Here is a 16,180-nt window from a genome sequence, read left to right as displayed (position 1 = left end):
TTAACAAATATTGAATAAATTACATAAAATGTTGTGTTTTTTGTTGTCTTTTATTCACAGTCGGTTTATAATGAACTTATAACCTTTTAAATACATTATATGGAAGTGATGGAAAAATGAGTAAAATAGGCTATGCAAGAGTAAGTACAAGACATCAGAACCTGACAAGCCAGCTGGATATGCTGAAAGAAGCAGGATGCATCAAAATTTTCTCAGAAAAGGTGAGTGGGAAGAAGACGGACAGAACAGAACTTGAGAATTGCCTGGAATACATGAGAGATGGTGACACACTGGTCATTACAAAGCTGGATCGGCTAGGAAGAACGACAAAACAGCTGATAGAATTATCCACAGAGCTAGAAAAACGCGGAATGGATTTGGAAATCATCAATATGAACGTCACAACGAAAGATCCGATGGGAAAGATGTTTTTTACGATGATGTCGGCATTCGCAGAACTTGAAGCGAATCTGATGAGTGAACGGACAAAGAAAGGTCTGGAATCAGCAAGAGCACGCGGCAGAAACGGCGGAAGACCTGGAATCAGCGAAGATAAGAAAGCGATGATCAAATCATTGTATGAAACGCAGCAATATACAGGAAGTAAAATCGCGGAAATGGCGGACGTATCAAGGGCGACTGTATATAAAGTTGTAAATGAATCAAAAGAAATGGAATAAATATAACTGATGAAGCTGGTTTGGATAGATAATATCCGGACCAGCTATTTTTAATGATTTTGGGACTTATTGGAAGTGTCTATTATTTTTCATTATAAAGTTTACATAATATATATTATAGGAAGTTACATATATTCGAAAGAGAGGGTCCCTACATGGATGTTTTCCTGTGTCTTTTAACTATATTCCCAACTGTCTATAAACTCAATTTGTTTTTTCGTTGCTGTTGATATGCATGATCGTTTTTGTCTCTGTTGACCACGCGTGACCAGCTTATCTGGATATTCATATACCAATCTGTAAATTTTTCTGCATCATATTGTGATTTTCATGATTTTTCATTAATATTGACACCTGTCTGTTTACTCATGTGATTGTAACAATAAAAAAACAACCGCCTATACAGCAGTTGTTTTTATTTCCTTCTTCTATGATTTGCTGGTTCTGCATCCTCATCGCCTTCATCCAATGTATCATCCCGTGCTGCGGATTCTTTCTTCTTTCTCCGGCCTCTTATATAGAACCACATTAAAATACTGACTAATAAAGACAAAATTCCAAGAAAAACTGCATAGCCTGCCAATGCTTCCCAATTTGTTGTTTCTATAAAGTTCGGGATCACAAACGCAGCAATCCCCATTACTACTATGGTTAATATTGGTATAATAAAGTACTTTTTGGCGATTAATGGGATTAATGCACTCAGTATTAATACTGCTAATATGCTTATAATATAAAAACTGGCATTCTGAATCATCAATTTCACCTCACTTGTATGTAATATACTCGTAATTGTGATATTCGAAACATGATATTCCTTCCAGCATATATTTTAATGATTTTAATTTTTTGAATTTTCATGTATAATTAAATCATTACTTCGGTTTTCGAAATTTAAAGGAGTGTTCAATCAATGGAAGAACTTAAATCAAGAAATCAGGTTAAAGAGCAATACACATGGGATTTATCAGATCTTTTCGAGTCAGATGAAGCATTCTACAGTGCTGTAGAAGCTTTCAGACCTCAAATAGTGTCTTTCTCGGAACAATATACAGGGAAATTAACGGATGCTGATGCAGCTGCGGGTGCGATTAATGAATTAAAATCTTTAGTGGAAACTTTTGTGCCTATCGGCACTTATGCAAGTCTGAGTCTGTCTGCAGACCAAAGTGATCCAGGTGCACAGAAATTGAGTACAGCATCATCCAATATTGCTACATATTTCGGCAGTGAAACGAGCTTTGTCAAAAGTGAACTTCTGGCACTGGATTCGTCTGTATTGGAAGAGATCAAAACGAAGAATCCGGATCTGGAAGTCTTCATCGATGATCTATTAAGACAGAAACCGTACCAGCTTGATCCAAAAGTGGAAAAAGTGCTGGCCGCCTACTCTTCTGTATTCGACGGCCCGTACGAATTATATACGAAGACGAAACTGCTTGATATTGATTTCGGCACTTTTGAAGCCAATGGCATAGAGATTCCCCTCTCCTATCTGTCATTTGAGGGTGAACTTGAAGGACATGAGAATACTGAAATGAGACGAAATGCATTCCATGCATTCAGTGATAAGCTTGCCCAATACCAGCATACAACAGCCGGCACTTATAATCTGCACTTGAAGAAAGAGAAAACGACTGCAGACTTGAGAGGCTTCGATTCTGTCATCGACTATCTGCTGCACAGTCAGAAAGTCGATCAGGAATTATATCACCGGCAGATTGACATGATCATGAGTGATCTGGCACCGCATATGAGACGGTATGCAAAACTGTTAAAACAGGTGCATGGCCTGGATACGATGAAGTATGAAGATTTGAAAATGTCCCTCGATCCTTCATCAGAGCCTGAAATCAGTATCGAGGACTCCCGCAAATACATCAATGATGCCCTCGGCATCATGGGTGATGATTACCTGGGAATGATCAACCGGGCATATGACGATCGCTGGATCGATTTTGTTAAAAACAAAGGGAAATCCACAGGTGCATTCTGTTCCAGCCCATATGGATCCCACCCGTTCATCCTGATTACATGGACTTCACTGATGACAGAAGTCTTCGTCCTTGCACATGAGCTTGGACATGCCGGACATTTCTATAATGCAAACCGTGAGCAGAATGTATTCGATGCAAGAAGCTCAATGTACTTCGTTGAAGCACCAAGTACAATGAATGAAATGCTGATGGCAAATCATCTTCTTGAGAACTCGGATGATCCTAAATTCAAACGCTGGGTGATCAGTTCAATCATTTCAAGAACGTATTATCATAACTGTGTGACCCATCTGCTGGAAGCAGCGTATCAGCGCGAAGTCTATAAGAAGGTGGATAACCATGAAAGTGTATCTGCAAATGATCTGAATCAGCTCAAACGCGGGGTCATTGAAGAATTCTGGGGAGAGGATGTAGAAATCACAGAAGGTGCAGAACTGACATGGATGAGACAGCCGCATTACTATATGGGACTTTATCCATATACTTACTCTGCAGGACTTACGATTGCCACTGCGATGAGTAAACGCGTTCTTGCCGAAGGACAGCCGGCAGTCGATGACTGGCTCAAAGTGCTAAAAGCAGGCGGTACGAAAACACCTGTGGAACTTGCCCAGATGGCAGGCGTTGACATTACGACAGAAAAACCGTTGCAGGAAACAATCGATTACATCGGTGAACTTGTAGGTGAATTGGAAAAACTGACAGATGAAATAGAAGGATAAAAAAACAAGCCTGAATGAGTGCTCATTCAGGCTTGTTTTTATCTTCACGCTATAATTAAATTTTTGTTTTTTAGAAATCACTACTCTTACGGTCAATTTTGCCGGGAACTTCATATTTTTGTTTGATGATTTTGCATATACCGGCAAACGCTACGATGAGCAGCAAAAATGCTGTTATATAGCTGAAACTTTGACTCGAACTACCTGTGGACAGATTATATATACTTATTATGAACACAATAATGCTCAGTAAAAAGATAATAATATTCAATAATTTCATCGGTATTCTATTTATAAAAGCGATTGTTCACACCCCGCCTATTTAAGCGGTTCTTGCTGATCTTTGGCAATCGTTCCTGTTGCTGTCTGCTCTACTTTGCCCTCTTTCATCAGACGTCCAAGTGCTCTTTTGAATGAACCTTTTGACATGTTGAAGGCTTCTTTGATGTCCCCTGGGTCACTTTTGTCATTGAGTGGCATGGAGCCGCCGTTTTTCGTGATGTACTCCAAAATCCTTTCACTGTCGGCATCCATCTTCTTATATGCCTGTTTGAGGAACGAACCGTTAATTTCCCCTTGCTCGTTGATGCCGATGACTCTGAATTTCTTAAGTTCACCAAGGCGCGGCTCTTCTTCACGTTCAGATTCATGGATGAATACTTTCTTGCCATCTTCTGTAAGCATGAATGTCCCGACTCTAAGCAGCCGGTACGGACGGCCTTCCATCCATTTATTTTTCATTTCTGCGAAATCTTCTTTTTTCAACGGAGTGAATCTCTCAGCGACTTCATTTTCTGTAATCAGGCGTCCGTATAGCTGGTTGTCCCCTTCTGCCCTTAATTTAAGATAAATTTTATCTCCCGGTTTCGGCCAGACTGTTTTGAGTTTCGGCAGATCGATCCATGGCACAAGTATTTCCCTCGGCGCACCGATGTCGATGTACGCACCGTCGCGGTTGACTTCTGATACAGTTGCGAAACCGTACTTATCGATGCCGACTTCCGGCACGATGGGTGCCGCGAAAAGCTCACCTGCTCTGTTTGGATATATGAATGCGCTGACCTGTTCACCGATTTCATATTCTTCTTCCGAAGTTGAGGCGTTCATGCGGATATATGATTCCCCTTCTGTCTTCAGATGATAAGTTGATCCTTCTTTTTTAATGACTTCCAAAAATTGTACTGTACCTGAAATATGTTCCATTTAATTTCTCCTTATTATTGAATCGTTTCGATGACTTCCGTCATGTCTCTGTTAAATACGAGTGTTGCGTCCTGATCGAATGGCGTCGGGTCTTTATTAATGATGATGAAATGGTCTCCATTGAAATAACTTGTCATGGCTGCTGCCGGATTGACGACGAGAGATGAACCCAGGACGACAAGCACGTTTGCATTTGATATTTTATCTATTGCAGAGAATATTGCCCGTTCATCAAGCATTTCACCGTAAAGTACAATATCGGGTCTCAGTACGCTGCCACAGCTGCAATGTTTAAGGTCACGCTCCATTATTGTCTCTTTAGTGAACTGCCGTCTGCAGCCAGTACAGTAGAAACGGTTCAATGTGCCATGGAGCTCATCGATGTTTTGACTGCCTGCATCTTTGTGCAGTCCATCGATATTCTGCGTGATGACACCGGGTGATTTTCCACTCTCTTCCATTGATGCGATATATTTATGCACAATGTTCGGTGCTTTATCCGCCGCTAGAAGTCGTTTTCTATAAAAATTTATAAAACTTTCGGGATTGTCATTTAAGTGATCGACACTGAGCAAATATTCGGGCGAATGGCCAGCATCCGAAATTTCATCAAACAGACCGCCCATGCTCCTGAAGTCAGGAATGCCACTTTTTACAGATACACCGGCACCTGTAAAGAACACGATGCGTCGACCGTCTTCCATAATGTCTTTAAATCGTCGCAAATCGGTATCCATAGGTAACAAGCCTCCTCGAATTATATTTCAATGGTACCATAAATGTGGTATCATCGCTTAAGAATATACTAAAGGAGAATGCCTATGCTACAGGTTACTGATGTGAGTCTCAGATTTGGTGACCGCAAGTTGTTTGAAGATGTAAATATTAAATTCACACCGGGGAATTGCTATGGTCTGATTGGTGCGAACGGTGCTGGAAAGTCGACTTTCCTAAAAGTTTTATCAGGAGAAATGGATGCTCAGACAGGACATGTCAGCATGGGGAAAGATGAGCGTCTTGCAGTGCTTAAACAGGATCACTTTGGTTATGAAGATCAACGGGTTCTTGATGTTGTCCTGATGGGTCATGCAAAGCTCTGGAAAAACATGAAAGAGAAGAATGAAATTTATATGAAACCCGATTTTTCTGACGAAGACGGCATGCGTGCTGCAGAACTTGAAGGTGAATTCGGAGAAATGGGCGGCTGGACTGCAGAGGCAGACGCTGAAGGTTTGCTCCACGGTCTTGGTATTGGACCTGAGTTGATGGACAGCCAAATGTCAGAACTCGAAAACAATCAAAAAGTTAAAGTGCTGCTTGCACAAAGCCTATTCGGCAACCCTGATGTACTTCTGCTTGATGAGCCGACCAACGGGCTTGATATTGAAGCGATCCAGTGGCTCGAAGATTTCCTGATTGATTTTAATAATACAGTAATTGTCGTATCACACGACAGACACTTTTTAAATAATGTCTGTACACATATCGCTGATTTGGACTTTGGTAAAATCCAGCTGTATGTGGGCAACTATGATTTCTGGTATCAATCCAGCCAGCTTGCCCAGCAGATGGCCCAGGAACAGAACAAGAAGAAGGAAGAAAAAATCAAGGAACTGAAAGATTTCGTTGCACGTTTCAGTGCCAACGCATCGAAATCCAAACAGGCCACCAGCCGTAAAAAGACGCTTGAGAAAATCGAGCTCGATGATATTAAGCCTTCTTCCAGAAAATATCCTTACGTCAAATTTGCGCCAGAACGTGAAATCGGGAATGATTTGCTTTATGTCAACGGGCTTTCCCATTCCATCGATGGTGTGAAAGTACTGGATAACGTAAGCTTTACTCTAAGCCCTTACGATAAAACAGTATTGATCGGCCACAGCGAAACTGCCCGCACCGCCCTGCTCCGTATTCTCGCCGGCGAAATTACACCGGACGAAGGCGAAGTGAGATGGGGAGTGACGACCACGCGAAGTTATATGCCGAAAGATAACTCCAAATATTTTGAAGGTATCAATACGGATCTGGTTGACTGGCTGCGCCAGTATGCACCGCCGGAAGAACAGACAGAAACCTTCCTGAGAGGGTTTTTGGGAAGAATGCTGTTCAGCGGTGAAGAAGCGAAGAAAAAGGCAAGTGTTCTTTCCGGTGGAGAGAAAATGCGTGCAATGCTTTCCCGCATGATGCTTTCACAGGCAAACGTCATTATACTCGATGAGCCGACCAACCACCTTGACCTTGAAAGCATTACGGCAGTCAATGATGGTTTGAAGAACTTCAAGGGATCTATCATTTTCACTTCCTATGATTTCGAATTCATCAATACAATCGCCAATACAGTGCTTGAATTAAAAGAAACAGGTGCGATTGTCAAAGAGTCCACTTATGAAGAGTACCTTCGTGATAAAGGACTCATTAAAAAATAAGTTTTTAGATTTTTATACAAAATTGTTATAAATGAGTTTACAGAATCATTTGTTGTATGTATAATGACATTTATAATTAAATAGTAAATATTCGATGAGGCGCATCAATCATGAGTAGCCGCTTATAACAGTCTGCGAACTGGAGTGTGTGAAAGGGTGCGATGCCGAAATGGTTTTCTGTTGCAGCAGGATTCTGTTGGATCTGGTGGTTAAGAGCTACAGGTTTGTCATTATTTTTTGGAATAATGGAGTGCATCACTTGTAGATAAATTTAGAACAAGTCTGGCATTCCGCCAGGCTTGTTTTTTTATTGAGTAGATGCCCTTCTATCACAGGAGGACATATGAAAAACAGTGTTTTAAAATTCGGCGGCACTTCAGTCGGAGATTTTGAAAAAATTAAAGATATTGCACAGTCATTAAAAGACAGGACGATTTTAGGTGAGAAACTGATAGTTGTTGTCAGTGCAATGGGCGGTACAACAGATGAGCTGCTTTCAAATGTGAACCGGCTCTCCCCTGCTCCGAAAGACGATCATATTGCACTCCTCGTTACAACAGGAGAACAGCAGACGATTTCCTATCTCTCGATCGTATTGGAAGAATTGGGAGTAAGGACAAAAGCGATGACCGGTTTTCAAGCCGGAATCAAAACTTTCGGAGGGCATATGAAAAGCAGGATTGCGGATATCGACAGGGCATGTCTGGTAAGTGCTTTGGAAGAGCACGATGTCATTGTCGTTGCCGGTTTCCAGGGTATTAACGAAGACAATGAAATTACCACACTCGGCCGCGGTGGTTCAGATACTACAGCCGTTGCAATCGCAGCAAGCTGCAATATGCCCTGTGAAATCTATACGGATGTAGAGGGTGTCTATGCGACAGACCCCAGAGTCTATAAGAAGGCGAAGCGAATTTACGACATCTCCTATGATGAGATGATGGAAATGAGTGCACTTGGTGCAGGGGTTTTGGAAACAAGAAGCATAGAGATTGCTAAAAACCATTCTATTCCCATCTATTTAGGGAAAACTTTATCCGATGAGAAAGGAACATGGATTATGCAGGAAACCGAAGTGCTCGAAAGAAAGGCAGTAACGGGTGCAGCTCTGGATGAAGACATCATTCATGCAACCGTGTATGAACCTGAAGTGGATTCCACTTTGATCTTTGACTTATTCAAAAGGTTTGAAGAAGAGGAGATTAACGTGGATATGATTTCACAGGCCGTCGGCAGCGAAGGATTTCAATTGTCTTTCACTGTAAAGGACACCGAGTCCAACCGGTTGGATCAAATATTCGCAGAAACACAGATGATGCATCCGGATATGGTGCTGACGCGTCACACGGATTATGCCAAGGTTTCGATTATCGGTTCAGGCATGAGGGACATGTCAGGTGTCGCATCTAAAGCGTTCATGGCACTAAATGAAGCAGGAATAAAGTTCTATCAGACAACAACTTCAGAAATAAGTATTTCATATGTAGTTGATAAAAATCACGGTGAAAATGCGGTAGAAACACTTGCCACTGCATTCGGGTTATAAATCAGGAGGAGAATTTAAATGGTAAAAGTAGCAATTGTCGGGGCAACTGGTGTAGTCGGAGCTAAAATGATCGAGATGTTTGAACAATATGATATCAGTGCTGATGAAATCACTCTGCTCTCTTCAGCACGTTCTGCAGGAAAGAAACTGCAGGTATTGGGCGAGGAACGGACAGTGGAAGAACTGACAGAAGAAACACCTAAACAGAACTTTGACTATGTAGTGATGAGTGCGGGCGGTTCTACAAGTAAACACTTTGCACCTTTATTTGAAGAAAACGGTTCAATCGTCATCGATAACTCCAGTCAATGGAGAATGCACGAAGATATTGATCTGATCGTCCCGGAAATAAACGAACCGAAACTTAACAGAAAAATTATCGCCAATCCGAACTGTTCCACAATACAGTCGGTTGTGGCACTTAAACCACTCGCTGATCAATTTGGTTTGAAACGTGTAAATTATACGACTTACCAGGCAGTTTCCGGTTCAGGTGCAGGCGGACTCAGGGATTTGGAAGAAGGGGCAAAAGGAAACGAACCAACGACGTATCCTCACCCTATCCATGATAATGTTCTGCCGCATATCGATGTTTTCCTCGAAAACGGCTATACAAAAGAAGAGCAGAAGATGATTGATGAGACACAGAAGATACTTGATTTGCCGGAACTTCCGGTATCTGCAACGTGTGTTCGAGTGCCAGTATCAAACTCACACAGTGTCCATATCAATGTGACGTTGGATAAGCAGGCGACAGAGGAAGAAGTAAGGAATGCATTTAAGAATATCCCTCATATCAAGCTGATGGATGATCCGCAAAACAACGAGTACCCTACACCACTGGAAGCGACAGGAAAACCTGAAGTATTCGTGGGACGCATCCGGAAAGATAATTCTCTGGAAAACACATTCCATGTATGGTGTGCAGCAGATAATTTATTAAAAGGTGCAGCACAGAATTCAGTTCAAATTCTTAAACAAATGATGGAAAGGAAGTAATTCATTATGAATACTACAATTTTCGAAGGTATTGGAGTCGCAATGGCCACGCCGTTTAGAAATGATGTTATTGATTATGAAGCGTTCAGAAACCATATTGAGTATTTGATTGAAAATAATGCCCAGGCACTCATTATTAATGGTACAACAGGCGAATCCCCTACTCTAAGAGCAGAAGAGACCCGTGAAATATTACGTGTGGGTGTTGAAACTGTAAACGGCCGTATACCTGTCATTGCGGGAACGGGCACAAACTCGACAAGCGCTTCAATCGAACTTTCAAAATACGCAGAAATCATCGGTGCAGATGGCCTCATGCTGATCACACCATACTATAATAAGAGTAACCAGCGCGGTCTGCTGCGTCATTTCACTACAATTGCAGATAGCACAGAACTGCCTGTAGTACTCTATAATGTTCCGGGAAGAACCGGTATGACAATTGAAGCTGAAACAGTGCACGAGTTGAGTACGCATGAAAAGATTGTTGCACTTAAAGATGCTGTCGGTGATTTCGACTATACAAAAGAAGTGCTTGCGCTTACTAAAGATCAGAACTTTACTCTGTACAGTGGTAACGATGATAATATGCACGACTTCGTCAAACTGGGCGGTAAAGGGCTGATCTCAGTGGTAGGTAATATCATTCCCGGTGAATTGCAGGATGTTTATGAAAGAATTCAGAACAATGACGATTCTGCCCGGGATAAATTCGATCGTATCATGCCGATGATCAAAGCTGTGCAGGTGGATGTCAATCCGATTCCGGTCAAAGCAATGACAAGTGAGCTTGGTTTTGGAAACAATGAGCTCAGACTTCCTTTGATTCCGCTTGAAGATGATACTCTGGACGATGTTTTAAACACATTCAGACAGTTCAAGGAGGGCACCCTCGTATGAGGATACTTCTGATCGGTTATGGCACAATGAATAAAATTACAGCAAGACTTGCAGAAGAACAGGGGCATGAGATTGCAGGGGTGATAGTAAAGGGAAATAATAAGGAAGCCCCCTACCCTGTATTTGAATCAATCGACGAAGCAAATGCCGATGTGGCGGTTGATTTCTCCCATCCCGAACTCATACTGCCGTTGCTTGAAGATGAAGTGGAAACACCTCTTGTTATCGCGACAACCGGAGAGAAAGAAAAGATTATTGAAAAACTTGAAGATAAAAGTGAAAACACACCGGTATTCTTCAGTGCGAATATGAGTTATGGTGTACATGTATTAAATGAAGTGCTTAAAAAAGCACTTTCGATGCTGGATGAATTTGATCTTGAAATGATTGAGCGGCATCACAACAAAAAAGTGGACGCCCCGAGTGGCACCCTTGTTAAACTATTGGATACCGCCCTCGATCACAGAGATGGCAGTTATCCGGTATACGACAGATCCAATATCCATGAGAAAAGAAAACCGGAAGAGATTGGTGTCAGTGCCATCAGGGGGGGTTCCATTGTAGGAACACATGATGTGATTTTTGCCAAAGATGACGAAGTGATTGAAATCAGTCACCAGGCGCAATCCAAGGAAATTTTTGCAAACGGTGCTTTGAAAGCAGCAAATGAACTTGTAAATCGCCAAAATGGATTTTATGATTATAACAACTTATTCGAGGAGAGATAAAACAATGGAAAATTTTACAGCAGAAGAAATCATTCAATATATCAGTAATGCACACAAGGTGACACCGGTCAAAGTATACGTCAATGGTGATTTTGAAGGTGTAGATTTCCCGGATACTTTAAAAGTTTTCGGCAGTGACAACTCTAAAACGATCTTTGGGGATTATGCAGATTGGAAAGCATTCCAGGATCAGAACGAGAGCATTATTGAAGATATTGAGATTGAGATGGACAGAAGAAACTCAGCGATTCCATTGAAAGATCTTTCAGCGACAAATGCGCGCATTGAGCCTGGGGCTTTCATTCGCGAAAATGCAGTCATTGAAGACGGTGCAGTAGTAATGATGGGTGCAACAATCAACATCGGTGCAATCGTCGGTGAAGGGACAATGATCGATATGAATGCTTCCCTCGGCGGACGTGCAGTGACGGGCAAGAATGTCCATGTCGGTGCAGGTGCAGTCCTTGCAGGTGTCATAGAACCGCCAAGTGCATCTCCAGTAGTGATTGAAGACGATGTATTAATCGGAGCGAATGCGGTTATCCTTGAAGGGGTCAGAGTCGGTGCAGGCGCGATTGTTGCTGCGGGTGCCATTGTTACTGATGATGTACCTGCAGGTTCTGTTGTCGCGGGCACACCAGCCAAAGTGATTAAACAATCATCAGATGTAGACAGCTCCAAGCGCGAAATCGTTTCAGCTTTGAGAAGATTAAATGACTGATCTGGAATTTGCAGTCACTCATAGGAGGAAGCTGCATCAGATTCCTGAAATCAGCATGGAAGAAGTGCAGACCACAGAGTATATCATTAACTTTCTGAATGAATTGGATATTTCATATGAACGTCCCCTGGATACAGGGGTCGTTGCATATCTGGAAGGAAATTCAGACAGGACATTTGCATTCAGGGCGGATATTGATGCACTGCCGATCCATGAGGAAAACGATATGGAATTTCGCAGCGCAAATGACAATAGAATGCATGCATGCGGGCATGACGGACATACAACAGCTTTAATGCTGTTTGTTAAACGGTGCCTGGCTCTTAAAGAAAAAGGTCAGCTCAAACATAATGTCATATTTATATTCCAGCCCTCAGAAGAAACTGCTGCCGGTGCCAACCAGTTGCTTGATGCATGGAAACCCGGATCTGGAATTGAATCCGTATTCGGGATTCATCTTATGCCGGATGAAGACGAAGGAAAAGTCATTTTAAGGGATGGTCCCATTACAGCAAGTGCAACTGAATACCGTTTCTATATAAACGGCGAATCCAGTCATGTTGCATCCAAGCATCAGGGGACTTCTGCTATCGAAGTATTAATGCATCTAACAACTCAACTTTCGCAGCTTCAGCATTTCCATTTGGATGGACTCAACAGAAATATCATTCATATCGGCAATCTGAATGCCGGCGAAGCGATCAATACGGTTGCAAGCCAAGGATACCTCGAAGGAACGATCAGAACGTATGAGACAGAGGATTTGAGTGTCATTAAATCACGTCTCGGGTTACTGGCGGAAACGGCAACTACACTCTTTGGTGCTGATGTACAGGTGACGTTTAACGAAGGCTACCCGCCTGTAACAAATGATGAGGCATTGAGAAGTACAGTGGATGATGCTTTGAATGAACTGCCGGTAAATGTCATTGATAAAGATAAGCCATATCTGTTCGGCGAAGATTTTAGTTTTTATCAAAGACTCGCACCGTCATATTTCGTATTTTTTGGCAGTAGAAATGAAAAAAAAGGATTTAACAGCAGTCTGCATACTTCAACATTTAACTTTGATGAATCAGTGCTTGTCAGTGTTGCGGACTATTACGAGACAATATTAAACAGTTTATAAAGGAAGTGCATCAAATGGGTGGAATACTTTCAATTGATAGAAGACAATTTATAGAAACAGCAAAAAAATCTGCAGGCGGCAAGGAAGTTATTGCTGTTGTGAAGAACAATGCATATAATTACGGACTTGAGTTTGCTGTAAAGGCATTTTTAGAAGCGGGTATCCACTCATTTGCCACCACTTCATTGGATGAAGCAAAAAGCATAAGAACATATGCACCTGATGCTTTAATCTTTATGATGAACCCGGTTTATGATTTAGAAGCGGTATATAAATATAATCTTCACATCACTCTCCCCTCACTTGAATATTATTATAAATATTGCGGGGAATTAAGTGGTGTTAATGTTCATTTTGAGTTTGCTGGGTTGTTTAATCGCTCAGGCTTTGAAGATGCATCTACTATGATAGAAGTGCTGGAACACCAAAAGTCATTGGCTGATGATGTACAAATGAACGTTAAAGGCATATGGACACACTTTGGTTACGCAGATGAACTGGATATGGATGAGTATGAGATAGAACGTGGAATGTGGCTGGATCTCCTTAATGAATTAAGCGAAGCGGGTTACATTTTCGAAATTGTTCATTCCCAGAACAGTGCGAGCTTCGCGCGTGACGGTCTATTTGACGGCCACACACATCTAAGACTTGGTATAAGTTTATACGGTTCCCGTCCCTACGCCTTACTGCCGGAAGAAGATTATGTACAAAGTCTTGAACTAAAAGCAAAAATTGTTCAAATTAGAAATATAAGAGCAGGTCAGAAATGCGGATACGGTGGCTCCTATGCACCTGGATTTAATTCTAAAATCGCCATAGTGGATATTGGCTATGGTGATGGTGTCTTAAGGAAACGTGCTTCTTTTGACTGTCTGATCAATGGTGAACGTTATTCTGTTAAATCCCTCATGATGAGCCATATGATTGTAGAAATTGATGATAAAGTTACTATCCAGGATGAAGTAATATTGTATAATAATGAAATGAGAATCGATGAATTTACTGCGCTGGGTGTAGGTGCGAACTCTGAACAGCTCGGCGCTTTAAATTACCAATCTTTGAAAAAGGTGATTTTAAATGACACTGGAATACGTCAATGATGAACTGTCCATAAATGGACATGGTTTAAGTAATATAGCAAAAGAACATGGCACTCCCCTGTTTGTATATGATGAAAATAAAATTAGAAACCAGTGCAGAAAATATCATAATGTGTTGAAAAATGCAGGATTGGATTACTCCATTTCATATGCATCAAAAGCATTCACCTCTGTACAAATGGTGAAGCTCCTCCAAGAGGAAAATATGAAACTTGATGTCGTATCCCAAGGCGAGCTTTTCACTGCTGTTAAAGCAGGTTTCGATGCCAAAGACATTCATTTTCATGGGAACAACAAAACACAGGAAGAAGTAAAGTATGCACTTGAGGCAGGCATAGGCCTAATTGTTGTCGATGCACTGGATGAAGTAGAATTAATAGATTCCATCGCCACTGCAGATATCGATGTATTGCTGCGTATCAATCCCGGTGTGGATGTAGACACACATGAATTCATTCAGACGGGCCAGGAAGACAGCAAGTTCGGTCTTTCTATACATAATGGATCGGCTCTCAAAGCAGTGAATGCTATTAAGGAAAGTAAGCATTTAAAATTCAAAGGTGTTCACTATCACCTGGGTTCCCAGCTGGATGCAGAGGCACCATTCATCAATGCACTTGAATCCGTTTATAAATGGCTCTCTGACGAATCCATTGAAATCGAAGTATTGAACATGGGCGGTGGTTATGGTGTGAAGTATATTGAAAGTGATCTGCGCTTCCCTGTTGAATCCGCATTTAAAAATATTATTGACAGACTCAATTCATTATCTAGGGCTTACGATATGCAGATTCCGCATGTCATGATAGAACCAGGCAGATCCATCGTTGCCGAAGCAGGCACAACCATTTATGAAGTCGGAGTAATTAAAGATATCCCCGGTCTTTCAAAATATGTATCCATTGACGGCGGTATGAGCGATCATCTAAGAACGCCGCTGTATGATGCTGAATATGAAGTTGTACCTGTGAACAAAACATATTCTGATAATGTAAATACACATGTTGTAGGTAAATTGTGTGAGTCAGGTGATATTATCGGGAAAAATTTAAATGTCCCCGGAGATTTAAAACGCGGTGACCTGCTCGCTGTTAAAACGACTGGCGCATACCACTACTCCATGGCATCGAACTATAATCAAATGAGAAAACCAGCAGTTGTTTTCGTAAATGACGAAGGTGCCAGAACTATTATCAAAAGACAAACCTTGGAACAAATTATAGAAAATGATATTCTCTAATTAAATAAACAAATAGAAAAAAACCCCGGACATCATATCCGGGGTTTTAGATGATACAAATCAATTTACTATTAAATGATTTATATTAGAGTTTAACAACGTTTGCAGCTTGTGGGCCGCGGTCGCCTTCAACTACTTCAAATTCAACTGCCTGACCTTCTTCAAGGGATTTGTAACCCTCTTGGTCGATAGCTGAGAAGTGAACAAATACGTCGTTTTCGCCTTCAATTTCGATGAAGCCAAAACCTTTTTCTGCGTTGAACCATTTTACTGTACCTTGTTTCATTAATTAAATCCTCCAAAGACGATATTCAATATGCAAATTATTTAAGAGAATACAATGTATTAAATCTTAATACATCTTAACCCTATAATTAATGCCTATTGCACTTTCAATTATACGCTATGAACCAAAATATTGCAAACCATATTTAAAGGTATTCATTGATTTTAACAAATTTATATAGTATATAAATTATTGTTTTTTAACATGATTGGTGTATAGTAGATTTGCACATCTTCACCGCAATCATCACAGAATTCCAATTCACAGCCATTGAAGAACGCATGCATATCATACTTCCCTTTTTTAAAGCTGTGGAAAGTTTCTTTCATCTCATCCACTAATTTATCGTATTGTTGTCTCATTTCAGTTTCGGCATCAAAAGTATATTTCTCAACGATATTTTGCTGCCAATCTTCAAAAAGCCACCAACCTTCGTAATCGGCTTTTAATATAACGATATGAAACATTTAAAAAACTCCATTCGCTTTTGATAATATATG

At 41.1% G+C, this 16,180-nt stretch carries 16 protein-coding genes and 1 riboswitch; of the genes, 11 read left to right on the top strand and 5 right to left on the bottom strand.

Features of this window, described 5'->3' with window-relative positions:
- Positions 1–116 precede the first annotated feature (116 nt).
- The gene (locus ACKRAT_RS07485; protein WP_046790332.1) at positions 117–680 is read left to right on the top strand and encodes a recombinase family protein; all 564 of its coding nucleotides are present in this window, start codon (positions 117–119) and stop codon (positions 678–680) included.
- A 415-nt stretch (positions 681–1,095) separates the two neighbouring features.
- Here ACKRAT_RS07485 and ACKRAT_RS07480 read toward each other — a convergent pair whose 3' ends face one another.
- The gene (locus ACKRAT_RS07480; RefSeq protein ID WP_411841884.1) at positions 1,096–1,437 is read right to left on the bottom strand and encodes a hypothetical protein; all 342 of its coding nucleotides are present in this window, start codon (positions 1,435–1,437) and stop codon (positions 1,096–1,098) included.
- Between the two features lie 156 nt (positions 1,438–1,593).
- On the opposite strand from ACKRAT_RS07480, the gene pepF reads away from it, so the two are divergent.
- Positions 1,594–3,399 (top strand): oligoendopeptidase F, encoded by a 1,806-nt coding sequence (gene pepF / locus ACKRAT_RS07475; protein WP_411841883.1) that lies wholly within the window; start codon positions 1,594–1,596, stop codon positions 3,397–3,399.
- A 318-nt stretch (positions 3,400–3,717) separates the two neighbouring features.
- Here pepF and ACKRAT_RS07470 read toward each other — a convergent pair whose 3' ends face one another.
- Together ACKRAT_RS07470 and ACKRAT_RS07465 are read right to left on the bottom strand one after the other, a co-directional pair.
- Positions 3,718–4,602: a S1 RNA-binding domain-containing protein gene (locus ACKRAT_RS07470; protein WP_411841882.1), complete on the bottom strand. Its 885-nt coding sequence runs from the start codon at positions 4,600–4,602 to the stop codon at positions 3,718–3,720.
- Positions 4,603–4,616: 14 nt separating this feature from the next.
- Positions 4,617–5,339, bottom strand: coding sequence for an NAD-dependent protein deacylase (locus tag ACKRAT_RS07465; protein ID WP_411841881.1), 723 nt, complete (start codon positions 5,337–5,339; stop codon positions 4,617–4,619).
- Positions 5,340–5,423: 84 nt separating this feature from the next.
- Here ACKRAT_RS07465 and ACKRAT_RS07460 point away from each other — a divergent pair, with 84 nt between their 5' ends.
- The 9 genes from ACKRAT_RS07460 to lysA all read left to right on the top strand — a co-directional run bounded on the left by ACKRAT_RS07460 (position 5,424) and on the right by lysA (position 15,394).
- Positions 5,424–7,028: an ABC-F family ATP-binding cassette domain-containing protein gene (locus ACKRAT_RS07460; protein ID WP_411841880.1), complete on the top strand. Its 1,605-nt coding sequence runs from the start codon at positions 5,424–5,426 to the stop codon at positions 7,026–7,028.
- Between the two features lie 86 nt (positions 7,029–7,114).
- Positions 7,115–7,292: riboswitch (Lysine riboswitch) on the top strand.
- Between the two features lie 79 nt (positions 7,293–7,371).
- Positions 7,372–8,574 (top strand): aspartate kinase, encoded by a 1,203-nt coding sequence (locus tag ACKRAT_RS07455; RefSeq protein ID WP_411841879.1) that lies wholly within the window; start codon positions 7,372–7,374, stop codon positions 8,572–8,574.
- Positions 8,575–8,592: 18 nt separating this feature from the next.
- Entirely contained in the window at positions 8,593–9,573 is a 981-nt protein-coding gene (locus ACKRAT_RS07450; protein ID WP_411841878.1) for an aspartate-semialdehyde dehydrogenase, read from the top strand.
- 6 nt (positions 9,574–9,579) lie between these two features.
- Entirely contained in the window at positions 9,580–10,473 is an 894-nt protein-coding gene (gene dapA, locus ACKRAT_RS07445) for a 4-hydroxy-tetrahydrodipicolinate synthase (protein WP_411841877.1), read from the top strand.
- On the top strand, positions 10,470–11,201 hold the full coding sequence (gene dapB / locus ACKRAT_RS07440) for a 4-hydroxy-tetrahydrodipicolinate reductase (protein WP_411841876.1): 732 nt from the start codon (positions 10,470–10,472) through the stop codon (positions 11,199–11,201). The genes dapA and dapB overlap by 4 nt, the downstream gene beginning before the upstream one ends.
- Positions 11,202–11,205: 4 nt before the next feature.
- Complete coding sequence (dapD, locus tag ACKRAT_RS07435) at positions 11,206–11,922, top strand: 2,3,4,5-tetrahydropyridine-2,6-dicarboxylate N-acetyltransferase (protein WP_411841875.1); 717 nt, start codon at positions 11,206–11,208, stop codon at positions 11,920–11,922.
- Positions 11,915–13,051 carry a M20 metallopeptidase family protein gene (locus ACKRAT_RS07430; RefSeq protein WP_411841874.1) on the top strand — a complete coding sequence of 379 codons (1,137 nt, stop codon included), beginning with the start codon at positions 11,915–11,917 and terminating at the stop codon, positions 13,049–13,051. Before dapD ends, ACKRAT_RS07430 begins: the two co-directional genes overlap by 8 nt.
- A 14-nt stretch (positions 13,052–13,065) precedes the next feature.
- Complete coding sequence (locus ACKRAT_RS07425) at positions 13,066–14,154, top strand: alanine racemase (protein ID WP_411841873.1); 1,089 nt, start codon at positions 13,066–13,068, stop codon at positions 14,152–14,154.
- A complete protein-coding gene (gene lysA, locus ACKRAT_RS07420; protein WP_411841872.1) occupies positions 14,132–15,394 on the top strand; it encodes a diaminopimelate decarboxylase in 1,263 nt (420 codons plus the stop codon). Before ACKRAT_RS07425 ends, lysA begins: the two co-directional genes overlap by 23 nt.
- 85 nt (positions 15,395–15,479) lie before the next feature.
- Here the strand turns inward: lysA and cspA are convergent, their stop codons facing one another.
- The gene (gene cspA, locus ACKRAT_RS07415) at positions 15,480–15,680 is read right to left on the bottom strand and encodes a cold shock protein CspA (RefSeq protein WP_411841871.1); all 201 of its coding nucleotides are present in this window, start codon (positions 15,678–15,680) and stop codon (positions 15,480–15,482) included.
- A gap of 173 nt (positions 15,681–15,853) precedes the next feature.
- A complete protein-coding gene (locus tag ACKRAT_RS07410; protein WP_411841870.1) occupies positions 15,854–16,147 on the bottom strand; it encodes a DUF1033 family protein in 294 nt (97 codons plus the stop codon).
- Positions 16,148–16,180 lie beyond the last annotated feature (33 nt).

Origin of the sequence: Salinicoccus sp. HZC-1 (assembly GCF_046736035.1) — a bacterium.
GTDB lineage: Bacteria > Bacillota > Bacilli > Staphylococcales > Salinicoccaceae > Salinicoccus.
This window is presented reverse-complemented; position numbering and strand designations above follow the sequence as displayed.

Coding starts and splice junctions, on each gene's coding strand:
- ACKRAT_RS07485 (WP_046790332.1), top strand. CDS start 117: ATGAGTAAAATAGGCTATGCAAGAGTAAGTACAAGACATCAGAACCTG.
- ACKRAT_RS07480 (WP_411841884.1), bottom strand. CDS start 1,437: ATGATTCAGAATGCCAGTTTTTATATTATAAGCATATTAGCAGTATTA.
- pepF (WP_411841883.1), top strand. CDS start 1,594: ATGGAAGAACTTAAATCAAGAAATCAGGTTAAAGAGCAATACACATGG.
- ACKRAT_RS07470 (WP_411841882.1), bottom strand. CDS start 4,602: ATGGAACATATTTCAGGTACAGTACAATTTTTGGAAGTCATTAAAAAA.
- ACKRAT_RS07465 (WP_411841881.1), bottom strand. CDS start 5,339: ATGGATACCGATTTGCGACGATTTAAAGACATTATGGAAGACGGTCGA.
- ACKRAT_RS07460 (WP_411841880.1), top strand. CDS start 5,424: ATGCTACAGGTTACTGATGTGAGTCTCAGATTTGGTGACCGCAAGTTG.
- ACKRAT_RS07455 (WP_411841879.1), top strand. CDS start 7,372: ATGAAAAACAGTGTTTTAAAATTCGGCGGCACTTCAGTCGGAGATTTT.
- ACKRAT_RS07450 (WP_411841878.1), top strand. CDS start 8,593: ATGGTAAAAGTAGCAATTGTCGGGGCAACTGGTGTAGTCGGAGCTAAA.
- dapA (WP_411841877.1), top strand. CDS start 9,580: ATGAATACTACAATTTTCGAAGGTATTGGAGTCGCAATGGCCACGCCG.
- dapB (WP_411841876.1), top strand. CDS start 10,470: ATGAGGATACTTCTGATCGGTTATGGCACAATGAATAAAATTACAGCA.
- dapD (WP_411841875.1), top strand. CDS start 11,206: ATGGAAAATTTTACAGCAGAAGAAATCATTCAATATATCAGTAATGCA.
- ACKRAT_RS07430 (WP_411841874.1), top strand. CDS start 11,915: ATGACTGATCTGGAATTTGCAGTCACTCATAGGAGGAAGCTGCATCAG.
- ACKRAT_RS07425 (WP_411841873.1), top strand. CDS start 13,066: ATGGGTGGAATACTTTCAATTGATAGAAGACAATTTATAGAAACAGCA.
- lysA (WP_411841872.1), top strand. CDS start 14,132: ATGACACTGGAATACGTCAATGATGAACTGTCCATAAATGGACATGGT.
- cspA (WP_411841871.1), bottom strand. CDS start 15,680: ATGAAACAAGGTACAGTAAAATGGTTCAACGCAGAAAAAGGTTTTGGC.
- ACKRAT_RS07410 (WP_411841870.1), bottom strand. CDS start 16,147: ATGTTTCATATCGTTATATTAAAAGCCGATTACGAAGGTTGGTGGCTT.